Origin of the sequence: Delftia sp. GW456-R20 (genome assembly GCF_001622915.1) — a bacterium.
Classification (GTDB): Bacteria; Pseudomonadota; Gammaproteobacteria; order Burkholderiales; family Burkholderiaceae_C; genus Comamonas; species Comamonas acidovorans.
Genome location: NZ_LWCN01000003.1, coordinates 44116 through 64284, shown reverse-complemented (window position 1 = coordinate 64284; position 20169 = coordinate 44116). Strand labels below are relative to the sequence as shown.

The 20169-nt window shown below is 66.5% G+C and carries 20 protein-coding genes; 11 read left to right on the top strand and 9 right to left on the bottom strand.

The annotated features are described in order from the left end of the window. Window positions 1–44: 44 nt before the first annotated feature. Complete coding sequence (locus tag A4F85_RS01545) at window positions 45–467, bottom strand: VOC family protein (protein ID WP_013802187.1); 423 nt, start codon at window positions 465–467, stop codon at window positions 45–47. A 62-nt stretch (window positions 468–529) separates the two neighbouring features. Further along, window positions 530–1033, bottom strand: a complete 504-nt coding sequence (locus tag A4F85_RS01540; protein ID WP_063325439.1) for a VOC family protein — start codon at window positions 1031–1033, stop codon at window positions 530–532. Window positions 1034–1256: 223 nt separating this feature from the next. On the opposite strand from A4F85_RS01540, the gene A4F85_RS01535 reads away from it, so the two are divergent. Further along, a complete protein-coding gene (locus A4F85_RS01535) occupies window positions 1257–1895 on the top strand; it encodes a TetR/AcrR family transcriptional regulator (RefSeq protein ID WP_063325438.1) in 639 nt (212 codons plus the stop codon). A 55-nt stretch (window positions 1896–1950) separates the two neighbouring features. Next, a complete protein-coding gene (locus tag A4F85_RS01530; RefSeq protein WP_063325437.1) occupies window positions 1951–2733 on the top strand; it encodes an SIR2 family NAD-dependent protein deacylase in 783 nt (260 codons plus the stop codon). 44 nt (window positions 2734–2777) lie between these two features. Here the strand turns inward: A4F85_RS01530 and A4F85_RS01525 are convergent, their stop codons facing one another. Genes A4F85_RS01525 through A4F85_RS01515 form a run of 3 tightly spaced genes read right to left on the bottom strand, consistent with a single transcriptional unit; the run spans window position 2778 to window position 5021 of the window. Then, window positions 2778–3758, bottom strand: a complete 981-nt coding sequence (locus tag A4F85_RS01525; protein ID WP_063325436.1) for an aldo/keto reductase — start codon at window positions 3756–3758, stop codon at window positions 2778–2780. A 46-nt stretch (window positions 3759–3804) separates the two neighbouring features. Further along, window positions 3805–4413: a chromate transporter gene (locus tag A4F85_RS01520; RefSeq protein ID WP_063325435.1), complete on the bottom strand. Its 609-nt coding sequence runs from the start codon at window positions 4411–4413 to the stop codon at window positions 3805–3807. Next, window positions 4410–5021, bottom strand: coding sequence for a chromate transporter (locus A4F85_RS01515; protein ID WP_013802193.1), 612 nt, complete (start codon window positions 5019–5021; stop codon window positions 4410–4412). Before A4F85_RS01515 ends, A4F85_RS01520 begins: the two co-directional genes overlap by 4 nt. A gap of 285 nt (window positions 5022–5306) precedes the next feature. Here A4F85_RS01515 and A4F85_RS01510 point away from each other — a divergent pair, with 285 nt between their 5' ends. Next, window positions 5307–7127 (top strand): ABC transporter ATP-binding protein/permease, encoded by a 1821-nt coding sequence (locus A4F85_RS01510; RefSeq protein ID WP_063325434.1) that lies wholly within the window; start codon window positions 5307–5309, stop codon window positions 7125–7127. A 28-nt stretch (window positions 7128–7155) separates the two neighbouring features. Here the strand turns inward: A4F85_RS01510 and A4F85_RS01505 are convergent, their stop codons facing one another. Both A4F85_RS01505 and A4F85_RS01500 read right to left on the bottom strand, forming a co-directional pair. Beyond that, window positions 7156–8580 (bottom strand): dihydrolipoyl dehydrogenase, encoded by a 1425-nt coding sequence (locus tag A4F85_RS01505; RefSeq protein WP_063325433.1) that lies wholly within the window; start codon window positions 8578–8580, stop codon window positions 7156–7158. Between the two features lie 237 nt (window positions 8581–8817). After that, window positions 8818–9312, bottom strand: a complete 495-nt coding sequence (locus A4F85_RS01500) for a hypothetical protein (RefSeq protein ID WP_063325432.1) — start codon at window positions 9310–9312, stop codon at window positions 8818–8820. 293 nt (window positions 9313–9605) lie between these two features. Here A4F85_RS01500 and A4F85_RS01495 point away from each other — a divergent pair, with 293 nt between their 5' ends. Next, window positions 9606–10820, top strand: a complete 1215-nt coding sequence (locus A4F85_RS01495) for a hypothetical protein (RefSeq protein ID WP_063325923.1) — start codon at window positions 9606–9608, stop codon at window positions 10818–10820. Between the two features lie 856 nt (window positions 10821–11676). Here A4F85_RS01495 and A4F85_RS01490 read toward each other — a convergent pair. Then, window positions 11677–12627: a LysR family transcriptional regulator gene (locus tag A4F85_RS01490; protein WP_063325431.1), complete on the bottom strand. Its 951-nt coding sequence runs from the start codon at window positions 12625–12627 to the stop codon at window positions 11677–11679. A gap of 134 nt (window positions 12628–12761) precedes the next feature. Here A4F85_RS01490 and A4F85_RS01485 point away from each other — a divergent pair, with 134 nt between their 5' ends. Then, entirely contained in the window at window positions 12762–13745 is a 984-nt protein-coding gene (locus tag A4F85_RS01485) for a tripartite tricarboxylate transporter substrate binding protein (RefSeq protein WP_063325430.1), read from the top strand. Window positions 13746–13755: 10 nt separating this feature from the next. Next, window positions 13756–14934 (top strand): M20 aminoacylase family protein, encoded by a 1179-nt coding sequence (locus A4F85_RS01480; protein ID WP_063325922.1) that lies wholly within the window; start codon window positions 13756–13758, stop codon window positions 14932–14934. Between the two features lie 21 nt (window positions 14935–14955). Here the strand turns inward: A4F85_RS01480 and A4F85_RS01475 are convergent, their stop codons facing one another. Further along, on the bottom strand, window positions 14956–15555 hold the full coding sequence (locus tag A4F85_RS01475) for an IMPACT family protein (RefSeq protein ID WP_063325429.1): 600 nt from the start codon (window positions 15553–15555) through the stop codon (window positions 14956–14958). A 196-nt stretch (window positions 15556–15751) separates the two neighbouring features. Between A4F85_RS01475 and A4F85_RS30800 the strand changes: the two genes are divergently transcribed. The 5 genes from A4F85_RS30800 (at window position 15752) to A4F85_RS01455 (ending at window position 20159) form a co-directional block, all read left to right on the top strand. Beyond that, complete coding sequence (locus A4F85_RS30800) at window positions 15752–15922, top strand: hypothetical protein (RefSeq protein WP_012205835.1); 171 nt, start codon at window positions 15752–15754, stop codon at window positions 15920–15922. 236 nt (window positions 15923–16158) lie between these two features. Next, entirely contained in the window at window positions 16159–17025 is an 867-nt protein-coding gene (locus A4F85_RS01470; protein ID WP_063325428.1) for a helix-turn-helix transcriptional regulator, read from the top strand. 101 nt (window positions 17026–17126) lie between these two features. Continuing rightward, complete coding sequence (locus A4F85_RS01465; RefSeq protein WP_063325427.1) at window positions 17127–18863, top strand: FAD-dependent monooxygenase; 1737 nt, start codon at window positions 17127–17129, stop codon at window positions 18861–18863. Further along, window positions 18860–19099, top strand: coding sequence for a hypothetical protein (locus A4F85_RS01460; RefSeq protein WP_013802204.1), 240 nt, complete (start codon window positions 18860–18862; stop codon window positions 19097–19099). The genes A4F85_RS01465 and A4F85_RS01460 overlap by 4 nt, the downstream gene beginning before the upstream one ends. A 67-nt stretch (window positions 19100–19166) precedes the next feature. Further along, window positions 19167–20159 (top strand): AraC family transcriptional regulator, encoded by a 993-nt coding sequence (locus tag A4F85_RS01455; RefSeq protein ID WP_043822934.1) that lies wholly within the window; start codon window positions 19167–19169, stop codon window positions 20157–20159. Window positions 20160–20169: the final 10 nt, after the last annotated feature.

Sequence of the window (20169 nt, the reverse complement as noted above, 5' to 3'; positions counted from 1 at the left end):
GACTCCTTCTTGGGTGACAGAGGCAATGTGTCGGCCGGCCTTGTTCAGGCCTCGCCCTTGACGTTGACCATCCAGGGTGTGTTGAAGCGGTCCGTCACCATGCCAAAGCCTGGCGACCAGAACGTGGCCTGGAAGGGCATGGTCACCTTGCCGCCTTCGGCCAGCGCGTTGAAGATGCGGCCGCCTTCGGTGGCGTCGTCCACGCCGATCGAGATCCACATGCCCTGGGCCTGCTGGTAGCCGCCGCCACCGCAGTTGTCGGTCGCGTCCGAGGCCATCAGCGCCTGGTCCTTGATCTGCAGGTGGGCATGCATGATGAGCCCCTTGGCGGAATCGGGCATCTGCTCCATGCCCGGTGTCTCGCCAAAGGTGCTCTGGTGCACGATGGTGCCGCCGAACAGCTTGGCGTAGAAGGCAAAGGCCTCGGCGCAGTTGCCGTTGAAGTTCAGATAGGGGATGAATTGCATGGAATGCTCCTGAAGTGGTTGGTGGCGAGGGGAGAGGAGTGGGAGGATGGGCGCAGGAGGCCTCAGCGGCCGTCATGCGCCCGCTCAAGGGCGGCGATGTCCAGCTTTTGCATGCCCAGCAGGGCCTGTATCACGCGCTGGGCGGCGGCCATGTCGGGGCCCCCCATCCAGCCCGCCATCTGGGCCGGAACGATTTGCCAAGACAGGCCATGGCGGTCCTTGAGCCAGCCGCATTGACGCGCCGCCGGGTCGCCGCCCTCGGACAGGGCGCCCCAGTAGTGATCTATCTCGTCCTGCGTATCGCAACTGACCATCAGCGAGACGGCCTCGTTGAAGCGGAACATCGGGCCGCCGTTGAGCGCCAGAAAGGGCTGGCCGTCCAGCTCGAATTGCACCGTCATCACGCTGCCCGCCGGCCTGCCGTGGATGTCGTGGCCGGCTTCGCCATAGCGGGCAATGGCCGTGATGCGGGAATCGGGAAAGACTTCCGTATAGAAGCGCGCCGCCTGCTCGCCCTGGTTGTCAAACCAGAGGCAGGGCTGGATGCGGCCGGTGTGCAAAGCCATGCTTGTCTCCTTGGTGACGGTGAAAACCGTTTTTGCCGTTCGATGCCGGCTTTTTATCGATTTCTGCCCGGCGTGTGTACGCCGTTCACATATGCTAGGGACTAAAATGGACGCTGTCCACATCAGGCGCTGTCAGCTTCGGTGTCAAGCTGTAAATCGGCGGGGCAGGGCTGTCGTCCCTTATGCGTGACGTGGTCATGCAGAAAAAAAAGGAATCAAAACAGTGACGCAGCGACGTGTCAGGCGTGAGTCATACCACCATGGCGACCTGCGCCAGGCCCTGGTCGAGGCTGGCCTGGCACTGGCGCGTGAAGGTGGTCCCCAGGCCATCGTGCTGCGCGAGGCCACGCGGCGGGCGGGCGTAGCGCCGAATGCCGCCTATCGCCACTTTGCCAATCGCCAGGCCTTGTTTGACGCCGTGCGCGCTGCGGCCCTGGGCGCACTGGCCGCGGCCATCGAGGCCGAAATGGTCCAGGCCCGTGCCCTGCCCGATGCGCTGCAGCGCTCACGCGCCTTGCTGGCTGCCGTGGGCCGGGGCTACCTGGGCTTTGCCCAGATGGAGACCGGCTGGTTTCGCACGGCCTTTGCCTCCGTCGAGTACGACGTGGACCTGCCGCCCGACACCACGCGTGCGGCGGCCATGGGTCTGAACCCGTTCGAGCTGCTGGGCTACGCGCTGGACAGCATGGCCGAGGCCGGCGTGCTGCCGCCCGAGCGCCGTCCCCAGGCCGAGTTCCTGGCCTGGTCGGCCGTGCACGGCATGGCCTTGCTGGTGATCGACGGCCCGCTGCGCCGTGCCACACCCGAGCAGCGGCGTGCGCTGGCACTGCGCCTGCTGGAGATGGTGGAAAAAGGAATTTGATGCGCCCTGGGGCGGCGCTGCCGCACAATGGCCTGCTTTTTTCCTTCGCCCTCCGATGCCCGACGAACCTTCCCCCACTTCGCTGCCTGCCGCTGAACTGCCCGGCCAGCACGAGCTGCACGAGCTGCGCGAGCGCATCGCGCATGCAGCGCACATCGCCGTGCTCACGGGCGCAGGCGTCAGTGCCGAGTCCGGCGTGCCCACGTTCCGCGATGACAAGAACAGCTACTGGGCGCAGTTCAACCCGCAGGACATGGCCAGCGAGGCGGGCTTTCGCGCCCATCCGCAGCGCGTGTGGCAGTGGTATGCGCACCGGCGCGAGGCCGTGGCGGCAGTGCAGCCCAATGCAGGCCACCATGCGCTGGCGCAGTGGGCCTTGCAGTACCCGGGCCGCATGACCCTGGTCACGCAGAACGTGGATGGCCTGCACCAGCGCGCGGGCAGCCCCGGCGTGCTGTGCCTGCATGGCGAGTTGATGCGCGACCGCTGGCTCGAGCTGCCCCGCGCCTGCTGCGACCTGGCCGGGCTGAACCCTGGCGAGCCTCCGCAGTGCCCTGTTTGCGGCAACCTGGTGCGCCCGGGCGTGGTCTGGTTCGGCGAGTCCCTGCCCATGGGCGTATGGCAGGCCGCCGAGGCTGCCGTGCAGCGCTGCGAGGTGCTGCTGGTGGTTGGCACCTCGGGCGCCGTGTATCCGGCAGCGGGGCTGGCCCGAATCGCGCGCCGGGCAGGCGCGCACGTGGCCGTCATCAACCCGGCGCCTTCCGAGCTGGATGACGCAGCGCACCAGTGCCTGCGCGGCCCATCGGCCCAGATCCTGCCCGCGCTGCTGGCGGGCTGAGAGGCCCCGGGCCAGGGCGGGCAGGCTGCCCTGGCCTGCGCAGGTCAGTCCCTTGCGCCTTCTTCCTGACTGGCCTGGTTGAGCTCGGCCACGTCCTGAGCCGACAGCTGCAGGCGCGTGGCCTGCACCAGTTGCTGCAACTGGGCCAGCGAGGTCGCGCTTGCGATGGGCGAGGTCACAAACGGGCGCTGCATCTGCCAGGCCAGGGCCACGCACGCGGGCTGGCTGTTCAGGCGCGCAGCCACGGCGTCCAGGGCTTGCACAATGCGCAGGCCGCGCGGATTCAGGTAGGTGGCCACGGTCTTGCCGCCGCGCGCACTCTTGGCTGCGTCTTCGCTGCTGCGGTACTTGCCCGTCAGAAAACCCGCTGCCAGCGCATAGAAGTTGATGATGCCCACCTGCTCGGCCGCGCACAGCGGCGCCAGATCGCGCTCCAGCACGGCGCGGTCGTACAGGTTGTACAGCGGCTGCAGGCTCTCGTAGCGCGGCAGGCCCAGCTCGGCGCTGGTGCGCAGGGCCTCGGCCAGGCGCGGCGCGCTGTGGTTGGAGGCGCCGATGGACCGCACCTTGCCTGCGGCGATCAGGTCGGCAAAGGCGCCCAGGGTATCGGCCAGCGGCACGCTGGCGTCGTCGTCATGCGACTGGTACAGGTCGATGTAGTCCGTCTGCAGGCGCTGCAGCGAGGCATCCACGGCTTGGCGGATGTACTCGGGGCGCAGGCCCACCCGGCCCTCGCCCATGTCCTTGCCGACCTTGGTGGCCAGCACGATGTCGGCGCGCCGTCCGCTGCGCCTGAGCCATTTGCCGATCACGGTCTCCGACTCGCCGCCCGCATGGCCCGGCGCCCAGCGCGAGTACACGTCGGCCGTGTCGATGAAGTTCATGCCGGCATCCAGCCAGGCGTCGAGCAGCGAGAACGACGTGGCCTCGTCCACGGTCCAGCCGAAGACATTGCCGCCAAAGCACAGCGGCGAGACCTGCAGGCCGCTGCGGCCCAGGGAACGAAGGGAAGGGGCTTGCGCCATGTACGGCTCCTTTTGACGAAAAAACCAGGGTAGTCCTCAGGACCTCTCAGATCCAGCCCAGCGCACCCAGCAGCGCGCCCGCGCCCAGCAGCCACAGCAGGTGGATGCGCGTGCGCCACACCAGCAGGGCGCAGACCAGGGTCAGCAGCCACAGGCGCCAGTCCTGGGCCGGGCGGCCGCTGGCGCTGCCCAGCAGCCAGCCCGTGGCCAGCAGCAGCCCGATGACCAGCGGCCCCATGCCCTGCTTGAAGGCACGTACGCCGCGCCGGTTCTTGTTGCGCTGGCCCCAGCGCGAGGCCTGCCAGGCCAGCACGGAGCTTGGCAGCAGGATGCCGACCATGCAGATGGTCACGCCCAGCGCACCAAAGGTCCATGCCAGCGGCCCGGTGCCCCCGCCCGCGTTCAGGCCCAGGTTCCAGCCCAGCAGGGCGATGAACAGCACATTGGGCCCGGGCGCCGCCTGGGCGATGGCGATGGAGCTGCTGAACTGCGCCTCGCTGAGCCAGCCGTGGCCATCGACCAGAAAGCGGTGCATGTCGGGCGCCGTGGCAATGGCGCCGCCCACGGCCATCAGCGACAGCGTCAGGAAATACAGCAGCAACTGCAGCCAGTCGGCGGGCTGCAGGTTCAGGGCGATCTGTTGGGCGGCGTTCATGGGGCGAGCTTTCTCCAGGTCAGCACGCAGCCGGCACCGCCGACCACCAGCAGCACCCAGGCCAGCGGCACGCGCAGCACGGCCATGGCAATGAACGAGGCCAGCGCCAGGGCCGCGCTGCACCAGCGCCCCAGCGGGTGTCGGCTCAGCGTGCTGGTCAGCTTCAGCCCCATGCCCGCCACCAGGCCGGCCGCGACGGCGCCCATGCCGCGCAGCGCCCCGGCCATGGCGGGGTGGTCGGCCAGCTGCGAATAGATCACGGTCAGCGTCAGCACCAGCAGCATGGGAAAGCACAGCATCCCGCACACGGCGACCACGGCGCCACGCCAGCCGAAGTAGCGCTCGCCAATGGTGATGGACAGGTTGACCACATTGGGCCCGGGCATGATCTGGGCCACGGCCCAGTCCTCCACGAACTCGTCGTTGGTCAGCCAGCGCTTTTTCTCGACCAGCTCGCGCTGCACCACGGCCAGCACGCCGCCAAAGCCCTGCAGGGCCAGCCAGGTGAAGGACCAGAACAGGTCGCGCAGGTTGGCGGGGGCGGGGCGCTGGGCAGGCGCATCGGCGGTGTCGTGTGGCGGGGAAGCCTGGGGCGGCGATGCGGGCATGTTCTGGCTTGTGTCTGGGCCGCCCGGGCAGGGCCCGGGGACGGCATCGCTGTTGTCATGGGGTGGAACCGTGCGGGCCGATCCTGTCTCCGTGCCTGCCTCGGGGTGGCACGCACGGAATATTAATCCTGCGCAGCGGCCTCGTCGGCAGCGGCCCCATCGGCAACGGCGATGGGGGCATTGCAAGCGCAGATGGCTTGCTGCCGGCATGCACCCGGGCCTGCCCGCCGGCCTGCCTGAACAGGAGTAGATTCTCTCCACCCACACAACCCGAGGATCTCCGGCATGGACATGGATTGGAGCAAGGCGCTGCAGGAAAGCCTGGTCTGGCTGGCGGCGGCCTCAGTGATCACCGTCGTGGCTTTCGCGGCCGTGGCGCTGCTGCTGGTTCGATTCACCCGCTGGGGTCGGCAGTTCTGGCAGCTGGCCGGCCCGTTCCTGCACCCCAGAAACAGCTGGTGGCCGCTGCTGGTGTTCATGCTGCTGCTGGTGCTGGCCCTGGTCTCGGTGCGCATGAACGTGCTGTTTTCCTACTGGTACAACGGGTTCTACAGCGCGCTGCAGGAACTGGACCAGAAGGGCTTTTGGCGATTCCTGGGCATCTTTGCTGTGCTGGCCACCATCCACATCCTGCGCGAGCTGTTCAATTTCTATGTGAACCAGGCGTTCCGCATCCGCTGGCGGGTCTGGCTCAACGAGCGCGTGACCACCGACTGGATGCGCGGCGACGCCTACTACCGCAGCCACTTCCTGGACGAGCCGGTGGACAACCCCGACCAGCGTATCGAACTGGATGTGAACACTTTTGTCTCGAACTCGCTGACCCTGGCGCTGGGCGCCGTCAGCGCCGTGGTCTCGCTGGTGGCGTTCACGGGCATTCTCTGGGGGCTGTCGGCCCCGATTGCCGTGGCGGGCGTGGAGGTTCCGCGGGCCATGGTCTTTGCGGTCTACGTCTACGTGATCATCGCCACGCTGATCGCCTTTCGCCTGGGCCAGCCGCTGATCCGGCTGAACTTCCTGAACGAGAGGCTGACCGCCAACTTCCGCTATGCCCTGGTACGCGTGCGTGAATATGCGGAGAACATCGCCTTCTACCAGGGCGCGGCCATCGAGCGCAACACGCTTTTGACGCGATTCTCGGCATTGATCGCCAATGTCTGGGCCCTGGTCTACCGCAGCCTGAAGTTCGACGGCTTCAACCTCACCGTCAACCAGGTGGCCGTGGTCTTTCCCTTTCTGCTGCAGGCGCCGCGCTTTTTCAGCGGTGCCATCAAGCTCGGTGATGTGATGCAGACCTCGCAGGCCTTTGGGCAGGTGCAGGATGCGCTGTCCTTCTTCCGAACCTCCTACGACACCTTCGCCCAGTACCGCGCTGCGCTGGACCGCCTGTGCGGCTTTCTGGATGCCAATGCCCAGACCCGCGAACTGCCCCAGGTCGTCCACAAAGAGCAACCCGGCGCCCTGGACATCGAGGACCTGCAGGTCAGCCGCCCTGATGGCCACCACCTGCTCAGCGGCCTGCAACTGAAGCTCATTCCCGGCCAGGCGCTGCTGATCAAGGGGCCTTCGGGCAGCGGCAAGACCACCTTGCTGCGGTCCATTGCCGGCCTGTGGCCGCACGCCGAAGGCACGGTGGGCCGCCCGGGCGGCCACCAGGCGCTGTTCCTGTCTCAGCGTCCGTATCTGCCGCTGGGTGATCTGCGCACGGCCATTGCCTATCCCGCCGATGCCTCGCCGCAGGACGACGAGCGGCTGCAGCAGGCGCTGCGCCAGGTCAGCCTGGCCCATCTGGCCGACAAGCTGGATGTCAACCAGGATTGGTCCCGCATCCTGTCGATTGGCGAGCAGCAGCGCCTGGCCTTTGCCCGTGTGCTGTTCAACCGGCCCGCCATCGTCTTTCTCGATGAATCCACCTCGGCCATGGACGAGGGCCTGGAGCATGCGCTGTACAACCTGCTGCGCGAGCAGATGCGCTCGACCATGCTGGTGAGCGTGGGCCACCGCAGCACGCTGGCGGGTTTCCATACCCACGCGCTGGCGGTCGATGGCAATGGCGGCTGGACGCTGTCGGAAGGAAGCGCACCGCAGAGCGCGCCCCGGGCTTGATCCGCGTGCGGCCCTGGGCCGCGCGCGATCAATCGTCCATGGGCAAGGGATCGCAGTTGCCCAGGTCGGAGGGCGGCGGCTCGCGCAACTGGCTTACCGCGTCGCGCAGGGCGGTGCGCAGGCCCTCTTCCAGCACGGGGTGGTAGAAGGGCGCACGCAGCAGCTCGTGCACGGTTAGTTGCTGCTGCACGGCCAGGGCCAGCAGATGGGCCAGATGCTCGCCGCCCGGTGCGCACATTTCCGCGCCCAGCAGCAGGCCGCTGGCCGGGTCCGCATAGACGTGAAGCAGGCCCGCGTTGCGCTGCGCAGCACGGGCGCGTCCCTGGTGCGCAAAGTCCACACGGCCCACCACAAAGTCCTGACCCAGCAGCGCCTTCATGGGCTGGCCCACGACGGCTGCCTGGGGCGAGCTGAAGACGATGGACAGCGGCGTGCGCCGCTCGAAGCAGGCCACGTTCTCTGCCATGGCATTGGTGCCCGCGATATGGCCTTCGTCCACGGCCTCATGCAACAAGGGGCGGTCGCCATTGGCATCGCCCGCGAGGAACAGCGGCAGCTCGCCGACCTGCAGTGTCTCGCGGCTCACGGGCGGCTGCCCATGCTCGTCCAGCTCAAGCCCCAGCGTCTCCAGCCCCAGGCCTTCGAGCTGCGGGCGCCGACCCATGGCGGCCACCACGTGGTCCACGACAATGCGGGTGTCGCCTGCACGCACGACGATGCTGCTGTCCGGGCCCTTGCTCAACTGCACTTCATGGTCGGTGATCACCACCATCTCTTTCTCAAGCAGATGCCGCAATGCGTCGGTGACATTCGGGTCGGACAGGCCGGCAAGCTTCGGGCCGCGTCCCAGTGCGGTGACCTCCAGTCCCAGCCGTGCCAGCGCCTGTGCAATCTCCACGCCCAGCGGACCCAGGCCGACGACGGCCACGCGCGGGCCCAGCGTCTTGCGTTCGAACAAGGTGTCCGTGGTCAGGATGCGCTTGCCAAAGCGCTTCCATTCCTCCGGCACCACGGGGCTGGAGCCCGGAGCGAGGATGAGCTTGCGCGCAGCCAGCACCTTGCCGTTGACCTCGATCCGATTGGCTGCCAGCAGCCTGGCACGCCCGTCGATGGCCCGCCAGCCCAGGCCCTCCGTGGCCTTGATCGTGCTTGCCACGAACTCGTCGCGCAGCTTGCGCACGCGGCGCAAAACGGCGGGCAGGTCCAGCTGCAGCCCGCTCGCGCCGCGTATGCCGAAGGCATCGAAGTGATGGCGTGCATGGAAGGCGTTGGCCGCCTCGATCAGCAACTTGGACGGCATGCATCCCACCCGTGCACAGGTCGTTCCCCAGGGCCCGTCGTTGACGATGGCGAAATGCTCCGTGTGCTTGCGCACCTCGCGCAGCGCCGACAGTCCGGCCGAGCCGGCACCGACGATGATTACGTCGAGGGCGGTGGTGGGTGGGTTTTTCATGCTGTCTGATTCCTTTGACTGTGGCACCAGGTCCCGTGGAGGTCTCCGCTGCCGGTGGATGTGCCGAAAGGTGTGCCGACGGGAGTGCCGACTGAAGTGCCGACAGATGGTCGAGATGACTGCCTCGCCTGCCATGGGACATGCGTGCCAGTCTGCATGCTGGCGCTCGCGGCAGTCGTAGGCGAAGGGCCGAAACCGCTGCTGGACATTCAGGGCCCGGCCCGTGCCGCGCAGGGGCTAGCCGGATGCCCAGTGTTGCCATGCCGCGTCCGTGCGGCTGCCTGATGCGCCGACATCCGCTTCCCGCGCAAAGCGCCTGAGAGATGTCTCGGTAACCCTCAAATGGCTGACACGGCACAAGCGGCTTTGCGCCGTCTGCAGCCAGCGGCGCAGGGACCAATCAAGCTGCGCCACCACCCCGCCGTGCACCTGTGCGCTATGCAGGCGCAGGCGGCCATCGAGGATGAAGGCCTTCACCGTCCGGGCGGACAACTGCAGGTCCTCGCAGACCTGCCTCAGCCCGACGCCCTCGCGGACCCGGGTGCTCAGGCCGCGCCTGTGCATCTGGCAGCGAACGGAGCGCTCGCTGCGGTCCAGCCGGCGGCAGATCACCTGCACGGGCAGGACGCCGGCCCAGCGTTCGAGTGCAAGCAGTTCTGCGGGACTCCAGCGGCGGCGAATTGCGCCATTCAGCCATGCGCTGTCGGATGTCAGGCAGTGTTTGATTGCCATGGAAAGCTCCCATTCATATGGCGCTGCGCTGTGGCATGGCCTGAATCCCGGATGCCGATGAGACAATTATTGATGGGGGATTCTCGTGCAAGCTTTTGATTTTGTTGATTGTTTTTGTTGTTTTGATTGCTGCTCGGATGGACGGCTCCATACCGCGATGCCTATCGTGGGGCCGGGATGCGGATCACGGAAATAGCGTCTGCACCGGCGGGCATATGCAAGCCCCATGCGGATTTCCTGTTCGGCGCCCGATTTCCATGAACGACTTCTTTGCTTTTTCAGGAGAACCCTTCATGCGCCTTCAGCCAAAGCATTTGAATTTTTCCGTTGCGTGCCTTGCGTTGCTGGCACTGCCGGCCGCGCAGGCCCTGCCCATGCAGGACGTGGGCACGTCGGCAGGCCCGCAGTGCGTGGGCCTGGACATCAACAACAGTGGCCATGTCGTGGGCGCCTGTGCAGAGAGCGACGGCTCGTCCGCAGGCTTCGTGTCACTGGCGCCGGGCAGTGCGGCAGACCTTGTGCGCCTGTCGCCGGGGCGCAACTGCAACGCGGCGGCCATCACCAACAGCGGCCAGGTGGTGGGCAGCTGCCTGGACGGCAATTCGGTGTCCGTGGGCGTGTTCTGGAATGCGGCCACGCCGGCCACGGTGCAGACACTGCAGCCGCTGACGCTCGATGTGCGCAGCATGCCCACGGCATTCAACCAAGGCGGCTATGTGGCAGGCGTCAGCCTGAGCGGCAGCAACACGGCCCGCCCTGTCATGTGGCGCAACAATGAAACCACGGCACGCGCGCTGCCGGCGGGCCTGCTGGGCCTGAACAGCACCAACTGCGTGCCGTCCGATGTGGACAATTTCGTGGTGGGCGGCAACATGCCGGGCATCGTGGGCAACTGTCCCGACAACAGCGGGCATCCGCGTCCTGTCTATTGGTCTGCCGCAGTCCTGGGCGGCTATATGGCCACGGCCCTGAACCTGCCTCTCAATGCCGTCTTCTGCCGCGCAAAGACCGTCGTCAATACCCGCATCATGGGCTACTGCGATTTCGGTGCCCAAGGTGGACGCACCGTCGTCTGGCTCAACTCGTCCTCCAGTCCGCAGGTGCTGTCCATATCGTCCCCGCCCGCGCGAAACAGCGGCGTCGATCTCAACATCCTCGGCGAGGTGATTGGGCACTACCAGTTGGCAGACGGGCGCAGCATGCCCTATTACTGGAACAGCCAGACCGGTGTCATCCGAGATATTCCTCCGCTGCCTGGCGGCATGAATGCACGTGTGGTGGATATCGGTGACAACGGAACAGTGGCAGGCCACAGCGAACTGGCCGACGGAAGTTCGCACGCGATCACCTGGACCCCCTTGGGCGGCACCGTGGACCAGGGAACCCTCGCAGGCGGCGAGAACAGTGCGGCCTCGGCACTGAGCCAGGATGGCTGCTACATGACAGGAAGGAGCGAAGTCGCGCAATTGGCCACGCATGCCTTCGTGCAGAACCTGTGCACGCCATGAAGGCGCAGCCTCATCTCGCACCGTGCATAAAGGAAATACCATGAAGATGCGATATCCAAGACTTGCAACCACACTGGCAATTGTTGTGTGCGGGCTCTGGGTCCCTGCTGTGCAAGCGAACGGCATTTCATTCGAGAATTTTTCCTCCTCCAATACAGTGCAGGCTTTTGGAGGCTCAACTTCCATGATGTCTCCGATCATGGGCAGGGGAACGGGCGATTCGTCGAACTCGAAGGAGCTGCTTCGTCGCATGATGGCTTTGGATATAGAGTTGCTACCACTTCTAATGATAGCGAAAGGAGTATGAGCATACTTGCGATATGAATGCACCTGTGGGAAACAGGGGCGATATCGCAATGGTGGCTTGCCACAGCGAACTGGCCGATGAGAGCTTTCGCTCCAGGCGCCCATAGGCAACGCATGCATTTTTGCAGAACCTGTGCACTCCCTGGTCGTCAGTATCAATTCAAAAACGATGAGATAAAGGGGTTGAAATGAGATTTCGATATGAAAAATCATTGTCCATTATGGTGGTATTTGGTGTTTTAATGTCCTCATCTGCGGCGCATGCGAATAATATTTATTTTTCGGAAGATGGTCTAGTAAATTTGGAAAATAGCAGCCTGCATGCGGATGGTGGTTTCGTTAGAGCTGTCTCCCAATATTATTGTAAAGCTGTTTTGCTATTGAAAAATGACGAGCTGGAAGTTGGTTATTGCCTGTGGCATTCCTTTAAGAAATTTCATTAATCGGACCTTGAGAACAGGCTGTGCTAACTATTTGATTTCACGTGACTCGTTGTCCCGGCTTGCGATTTTGCATTGAGGGTATTCGATGGGTGATCACCAGCATCAAATCAGTCTGGCAATGCCATGCGGCCCAGCCTTCCGCCATGGCTGGGCGCCCGTTCCGGCGCAGGGGCATCGTCGGCCATCAACTTCCCCATCAGGCCTCGCAGGATTGCCAGCGTTGGCGCCTCGCTGCGCTGACGCAGCGTGACCAACCCGAAGCGGGCGGTGCTGCACATGGGCGGGTCCATGGGCAATTCGGCCAGGTCCGGGGCGACGGCGCGCACGGCCAGCAGCACGGTGTCGCTGTTGCGCGCAACGTCCACGAGGCTGGGCAGCTCCTCGCACTGCAGTGTGACGAACCGCGTCGGGTGGGCCGTGGCGCCATAGGTCTCCACCAGCAGCCAGGCCACCTGGTCGCTCAACGGGGTGGAGGCGACGGGGTAGCGCTGCACCTCCTCGAAGCGCAGATCCCGCTGCAGGCGGGCCAGTGGATGGTCGGTGCGGCACATGAAGGCGGCGCGCATTTCGTGCACGACGTCCAGCGCAAGGTCGGGTGCGGGCCTCAGCGCGCGCAGGTCCACGACCAGGGCGTCGAGCAGGCGCTCGCGTAGCGAGTGCACCAGCAGATCGGTGCTGCCGCGCGCCACCTCGGTTCGCACGCCGGGATGGTGCACGGTCATGTGCTGCAGGAACGGCGTCATCAATATTGCGCCGGGGCCCGATCCCAGGCCCACACGCACGGTGCCGGCCGCACCCTCGCGCAATTGGCGCCCCCTGTCACGCAGCGCGTCGGCCTCGGCCACCAGGGCGCGCGCCCGTCCCAGCATCTCGCGGCCGAAGGCTGTGAGTTCGCTGTGGCGGCCGATGCGGTCGAACAAGGGTATGCCCAGCTCCTGCTCCAGCGCGCGCACGCTGCGGCTGAGGGCCGGCTGTGTCAGATGCATGGCCTCGGCCGAGCGGCTGAAGGAGCCGGTCTGCGCCACCGATATGAGATGCCTGAGCTGCACCAGTGTCATGATTTTTCGCGCTCTGAAGTCTGCATGAAACTCATGCTAATGCAGCCAACAATGCATTGGACGTTCGATGACCCGGCTCCTAGGATGCCGCGTATCCGGCCGACCGAGCCGGAGCCATCCACCAAGGAGACATGATGAGATTTTTGTTCCAGCGCGTTTGGCTGACGGGCGCCGGCCTGCTGCTGAGCGCGGGCCTGGCCTGTGCGCAGAGCCCGTCCTCCAGGCCCGTGAGCCTGATGGTTCCCTATTCGGCCGGCGGCCCTTCGGACGCCATTGCCCGCATCTTCAGCGTGCCCCTGTCCAAGGCACTGGGCCAGCAGGTCATCGTGGAGAACCTGGGCGGCGTCAGCGGCGCCATGGCCGCGCAGAAAGTGCTGGCCGCTCCGCCTGACGGGCACTACGTCTTCCAGGGCTCGCCCAACGAGGTGATCCTGTCGCCGCTGGCCAATGCGGCCGTGCGGCTCAAGGCGGAGGATTTCCGCCTGGTCCATCCCGTGGCCGAGGCCGTGATGGTGTTTGTCGCCCGCAAGGACCTGGAGGCCGGCAATGTGGACGAGCTGATCGCGCTGGCCCGCAAAAGCGCCAGCCGGCCGCTGTCGTACGGCAGCGTCGGGATTGGCTCGCTCTACCACCTGATTCTGGAGAAGGTGCAGCAGGACGCTGGCATACAACTCATGCATGCGCCCTACAAGGGCAACGCGCCGCTGCTGCAGGACATAGGCAGCGGGCAGGTCGATTTCGCTGTGCTCGTCTACAGCGCAGCCATGGGCGCGCTGGCCGAGCAGGGCCGGCTCAAGATCCTGGGCCAGCTGGGGGAGCAGCGATCGGAGCTGCTCAAGAATGTGCCCACGGTGCGTGAGGGCCGGGAGCTGAAAAACTTCGCCTACAAGACCTGGACCAGCTTTCTGGTGCGCAAGGACACGCCGCAGGAGGTGGTGCAAAGGCTGCACCAGGCGATAGGCGCCATGCTCAAGGACCCGGGCGTGCGCGAGCAACTGGCCCTGCAGACGCAGCTGGCCGCGGCGCCCATGTCGCTGGCTGAGGCCGCGCAGTTCTATGAGGCCGAGACCGCCCGCTACCGCAGCATTGCCCGCTCCATCCGCCTGCAACCTCAGTGAGATGCCGCACATGAACACCCTTCTGGACACTTTGCGCGGCTCGGCCGCAGCCTTCGTCGATGTGCGCCGCGACATCCACAGGCACCCCGAACTGGGCTTCGAGGAGCACCGTACCAGCGCCCTTGTCGCGCAGCAACTGGAGCAATGGGGATACGAGGTGGAACGCGGCCTGGGCGGCACGGGCGTGGTGGGGCGGCTGGTGCGCGGCAGCGGCAGCCGGCGCCTGGGCCTTCGCGCCGACATGGATGCGCTGCCCATCGCCGAGGCCAATGAATTCGCCCATGCCAGCACGCATGCCGGCGTGATGCATGCCTGCGGGCATGACGGCCATACCGCCATGCTGCTGGCAGCGGCCCGGCATCTGGCCGAGCACGGCGGCTTCGACGGAACGCTCACGCTGATCTTCCAGCCTGCGGAGGAGGGCGGCGGCGGTGCCCTGCGCATGATGGACGATGGGCTGTTCGAGCGCCACCCCTGCGACGCCATCTTCGCCATGCACAACATGCCGGGCTTGCCTCAGGGGCGGCTGGCGCTGCGCGAGGGCGCAGCCATGGCGTCCTCCGACTACGCCACGCTCACCCTCACCGGGGTGGGCGGGCATGGTGCCATGCCGCACCGCGCGGCCGACCCCATCGTTGCGGCCGCCAGCATCATCATGGCCTTGCAGACCATCGTCTCACGCAACATCGATCCGCTGCAGATGGCGGTGGTGACCGTGGGAGCCATCCACGCAGGCAAGGCCAACAACGTGATTGCCCACAGCGCTGTGCTGGAGTTGAGCGTGCGTGCGTTGGATGCCGATGTGCGCAGGCTGCTGGAGCAGCGCATTCGCGAACTGGTGAGTGCGCAGGCCGAGAGCTTCGGCGTGCAGGCGCAACTCGAGTGGCGACCCGGCTACGCGGTGCTGGTCAACACGCCCAAGGAGACGGACTTCGCGCGCCAGATCGCGCTGGAGCTGCTGGGCCCGGAACATGTCACGCTGCAGGCGCCGCCCTTGCCGGGCAGCGAAGACTTCGCCTTCATGCTGCAGCGCGTGCCAGGCAGCTATCTGCTGATTGGCAATGGCGAGGGAAGCGAGCAAGGCGCCTGCATGGTGCACAACCCGGGCTATGACTTCAACGACGACAACATCGCCGTGGGCGCCGCCTATTGGGTGCTGCTGGCGCAGCGGTTTCTGGTGGCCGGTTGAACTGCTTGAGCCCGGCGCATCTCATTCGCCGGGGTGGACTTCCATCCAGCCCACGCGTCCTTGACCGCTCTCGTTGAGGCGGCCCACAAAGCCTTCAGCCTGCGACTGCGGCAGGCGCAGATCGAACTGCACCAGGGAGCCATGCTCGACCTGGAGCAGCTCGGCGCCTGCTGCATCGATCTCGCGGCGCACCAGGCCTTCCAGCGCATAGGGCACGGCGCAGCGCAGCGATTGCATGCGCTGCAGTGTCACTTTCTCAGCGGTCAGCAAGGCCTGGGCCACGGCATCGGTGTAGGCGCGCACCAGGCCGCCTGCGCCCAGCTTGACGCCGCCGAAGTAGCGCACCACGGTGGCCAGCACGCCTTCCAGATCCTGGTGGCGCAGCACGTCCAGCATGGGGCGGCCTGCCGTGCCGCTGGGCTCGCCGTCATCGACGGCTGCCGACTGGCCGCCTGCCAGCAGCGCCCAGCAGACATGGGCGGCGCCGGGGTGCTCGCGCCATAGCGCATCGACCACCGCCTGGGCGCTTGCGCGGTCGGCCATCGGCTGCACGCAACCGATGAAGCGGCTTTTCTTGATGATGAGTTCGCTGTGCGCGGGCGCGCGGAGTGTCTGTGGCATGGAGGGCGGCAAGCTTACCCGATCGTCCCTGGCCAGGTGTTTGGCGCATGGATTCATTACGCCTTTATTACGAAGCGCTACACATTTGTGAGCATGCGTACCTTGTGTTATTTCAGCTTCAGAGGGTTGCATCCAGGTTTGTCCTACAGAAATCGTGAAAGATTCGCAGTAAGCTTTCTGTCAAGGAGGCGCAACCATGAACACCCCACCTTCCCGCGATCCCGTTCTCACCGAACACACCTTTGGCCGCGATCATTTCAGTCCCCCGCCCATGGCGCTGGAGCAAGCTGGTCAGGACCATGAAGCCGCTGGCGGCGGCATTCCTCTGGATCTGGACCAGCGCATCCGCAACGTCGGCGAATGGTGATGGCAGGTGCCGCCTGGCCAAGTGCCTGCAGCGGCATCAGTGCTGTCAGGTCCGGCTGGACCGTGCAGCGGCCCGCCGACAGGCGGTGACCCTCAAGCGAACAGACCGCGAACCAGGCGCAGCAGGCTCTTGCCTCGCTGCGCTGGATTTATCATTTCCAGTTTCCAATTTCCACGTACCTACCCACCCAGGCCGGCTGCGCGAAGCGCCGGCCTTTTTGCATTCCTGCAGGAACCATGAGCACTGACACAGCCCGCAGCCATTGGCTGCTGGCGCCTGCCTCCGCCAGCGACGCCAGCCTGCCCGTGCCCCTGGGCGATGTGACGGCGCTGCTGGAGCAGGTGGGCCGCTCCAGCGCCAGCAGCGACGAGGTGGCCGGGCAGTTGCTGCATTTGCTGGGCCGGCACGTGCCGCTGGCGCAGTGCACCATCTTCTCGTTCCAGGGCCGATCGCGGCCGCGCATCGTGGGTTTTGGCGACAGGGCGCGCACGGGGGCGCTGCCCATGATTTCGCAGGACTACAGCGAGCGCTTCTATCCGCTCGACGGTGCACAGCGCGTGATGCAGGCGGAACTTGCGCGGCAGCAGCGTGACCCCCAGGCTCCCGCGCGCGTCTGGCTGCACCGCCAGCGCCCCTGCGATGTCAGCCATCCCGAGTACCGCCATGTCTGCTATGGGTTGCCGCGCCTGGTGGAGCGGCTCTCGCTGCTGACCCTGCAGCCTGGCGCACGGTGGCTGGCGGTGAACCTGTACCGGGGCGAGGAGCACGGCTGCCTTGATGCGCAGTCCATCGCACGCATCGAAGCCTTTGCGCCCCTGGTCATGCAGGCCATGCGCCTGCACTATGCGGGCCAGGCGCTGCAGGACGATCTGGCGGGGCTGGTGCTGGCGCGCCTGGCCGGGCGCTTTGCCCATCTCACGCAGCGCGATCTGGACGTGGTGCGCTGCGTGATCGAGGGGCTTGATGCCGAGCGGCTGGCGCAGCGCCTGGGCATCACCGTGTCCAGCGCGCGAACCTATCTCAAGCGGGTCTGCGCCAAACTGGGCGTGCAGGGGCAGCGTGAGCTGTTTGCCTTGTTGATGGCGCCCGAGGCGCTGTCCTGAGCCCCGGAGGCGGGCGCCGCAGTCTGTCCCCATCTGGGGACATCGTCAGGGCCGGCGCTGCCTACACTGCGCCCTGAACAAGACGCACGACGGAGACCCCCATGCACCAGCCCCATGCCCAGCCCAGGCAGTCCATCTACTACCGCTACCAGGTGCATCGGCCCTGGCTGCCATCGGAGCATCCGGGGGCGCAGCGGCACCCCGTCGTCATCGTCGGAACGGGGCCGGTAGGCCTGACCACGGCACTGGAGCTGGCGCGCCACGGGCAGCGATGCGTGCTGCTGGAGTCCGAGCTGCAGGTATCCGAAGGCAGCCGCGCCATCGTCTTCACGCGCCGCTCCATGGAGATCCTCCAGCAGGTGGGCGTGGCCGGGCGGGTCAGCGGGAGCGGGCTGCCATGGCGCTTTGGCAACTCCTTCTACCGGGGCCAGCGCGTGTTTCGCATGGAAGCACCGCACAGCGAGGACGACCGCTTCTTCCCCATGACCAACCTGCAGCAGCAGTACCTGGAGGAGTACCTGGTCGATGCCGTGCTGGCCCATCCGCTGATCGAGTTGCGCTGGGGCAACCGCGTGGAGCGGGTGGAGCAGGCTGGCGAAGGCGCGGCTGCAAAAGCGCGGCTGCAGGTGGACACGCCCGAAGGGCCGTATGCGCTGGAAGCCGACTGGCTGGTCGCAGCCGATGGCGCACGCTCGGGCATACGCACGGCCATGGGCCTGGTCATGGAAGGGGCGTCATACGAAGGCCGCTTCGTGATTGCCGACATCCGCATCGACCTGCCGCTGCCCACCGAGCGACTGGCCTTCTTCGATCCGGTGTGGAACCCCGGCAATACCATCCTCATGCACCGCGAGCCGCACGGCATCTGGCGCGTGGACTACCAGTTGCCTGCGGGCGAAGATCCGCAGCAGGCACTGCAGCCCGAATCGCTCAAGGCGCGCATCGACGCGCAACTGGAGATGATCGGCTTTGGCGGCACGCCCTGGGAGATGGACTGGAGCTCGGTCTACTCGGCGCGCGCGCTGACCTTGCCGGACTACGTGCATGGCCGCGTGGTCTTCACGGGCGATGCGGCCCACCTGCTGCCCATCTTCGGGGTCCGCGGCGCCAACACCGGTTTCCAGGACGCCCAGGCCCTGGCCTGGCGCCTGGCCCTGGTGGCGCGCGGCGTGGCGCCGGCCCGCTTGCTGGACAGCTACAGCAGCGAGCGCGTGGGCGCGGCGCGCGAGATTGTCGAAGAGGCCGGCAAGAGCACGCGCTTCATGGCGCCGCCTTCGCGCGGCTTCCGGCTGCTGCGCGATGCCGTGCTGTCGCTGTCGCTCACCCAGGCCTTCGTGCGCCCGCTGTACCACTGGCGCACATCACGCCCCCATGAGTACGCCCGCTCGCCCCTCAACAGCAGGGACGACGACAACCATTTGTTCAAGGGCGGCCCCGCCCATGGCGCGCCGCCGCAGAACGTGTGCCTGGCGCCGGACGACTATCTGCTGGACCACCTGGGCGGCGGATTCGACCTGCTGTATTTCACCGATGGCTCGGCCGTGCCGCCCGCGTTGAGCGAGGTTGCCCGCGTGGTGCGCGGCCGCGGCGTGGGCCTGCGCATCGTGGCCATCTCCAGCCAGGCGCAGCCGCAGCCAGTTCAGGGCGCTGACCTGACCCTTTCCGATAGTCAGGGCCGCTGCCGCGAACGCCATGGCGTGCCCGCCGATCCACCTTCTGGCGCCGCCTACCTGCTGCGGCCCGACCAGCATGTCTGCGCACGCTGGCTGGCGCTGGATGCGCGGCGCCTGCAATCCGCACTCGACAACGCCACCTGCACGCAAGGAGCCCAGGCATGAGCCAAGCACACACATCGCCCGACACGCTTGAATCGCCCGGCACCCTGGATATCGCCGGTCTTGAGGCCGTCTACGACCAACTGGCCACGGCCATTGACGCGGCAGGCCCGCAGCAGTCCGAGCTGTTTCTGGTCAAGCTGGCGCTGCTGGCTGCCGAGCGGCTGGGCAGCGCCCGGCAGTTCTCCGAGCTGGTGCAGGCGGCGCAGCAGGATCTTCAGCCTAGGGTAAACAGCTAGCCCTGCCGGGTGGTTGCGTGGCCGGCGCTGGCTAACATCGGCCCGGAATCAAGGATGCCACGACCCCATGGATGTGCTGAGCGAAGTTCTCGATATTTGCCGGTCAGAGCGCGCCGTGACGGCGCGTTTTGCGCTGACCGCGCCGTGGAGCCTGAAGTCAACGGGCGTCACGGGCGCCATGATCCGCATGGCGCGCGGCGCGCCTTACTGGATACAGGTGGAGGGCATGCAGCCGCTGCGGGTCGAGCCGGGCGACCTGGTCATGCTGCCCATGGGCGCGGCACATGTGGTGGCCTCGGATCTGGGCATGGCCTGCGAGCTGTTCTCGCGGCTGATCTCCCGACATGCCGAAGGCCCGCAGGACGAGAATCCGCTGGTCTTCAGCCATGGCGGCGGGGGCGAGGCGACCGACATGTTTTCGGCCCTGCTGTGGTTTTCGGCCTATTGCCGGCATTCGGTGTTCCGCATCCTGCCGCCGCTCATCCACATCCGTGCAAGCGATCTGCCGCTGGCCGATTGCCTGGCCGCCACCATGCAGTCGCTCACGCTGGAGACGCTGGCGCGGCGCCCTGGCTGGCGCCTGTCGGCCGCGCGCATGGGCGAGCTTTTGCTGGTCAACATCCTGCGCGAGCACCTGGCGCGCGAGGCCGCCGTGGGTGAAGGCTGGCTGCGGGGCCTGGGCGATGCCTGCATTGCCCGCGCCATCGTCTGCATGCACCGGGAGCCGCAGCGCAGCTGGAGCGTGGAGACGCTGGCGGCCGAGGCCGGCATGTCGCGCACCCGCTTCAGCATGCGTTTCAAGCAGCTGGTGGGCGCCACGCCCATCGGCTACCTGACGGCGCACCGCATGGCGCTGGCCGCACAGCAGATGGAGGCCGGCGGGCTGTCATCGGCCCGCATCGCAGAGAACGCGGGCTACGACTCTCCCAAGGTGTTTGCGCGGGCCTTCCGCCGCTGGTCCGGGCATACGCCCAAGGCCTATCTGGCGCAGGAGGCCGCAAAGAGGTCGGGCTGGCAGCAGCAGGAAGGCCGTATCAGGGGGCTGGAGCAAGACCCTTAGCCAGCAGGGT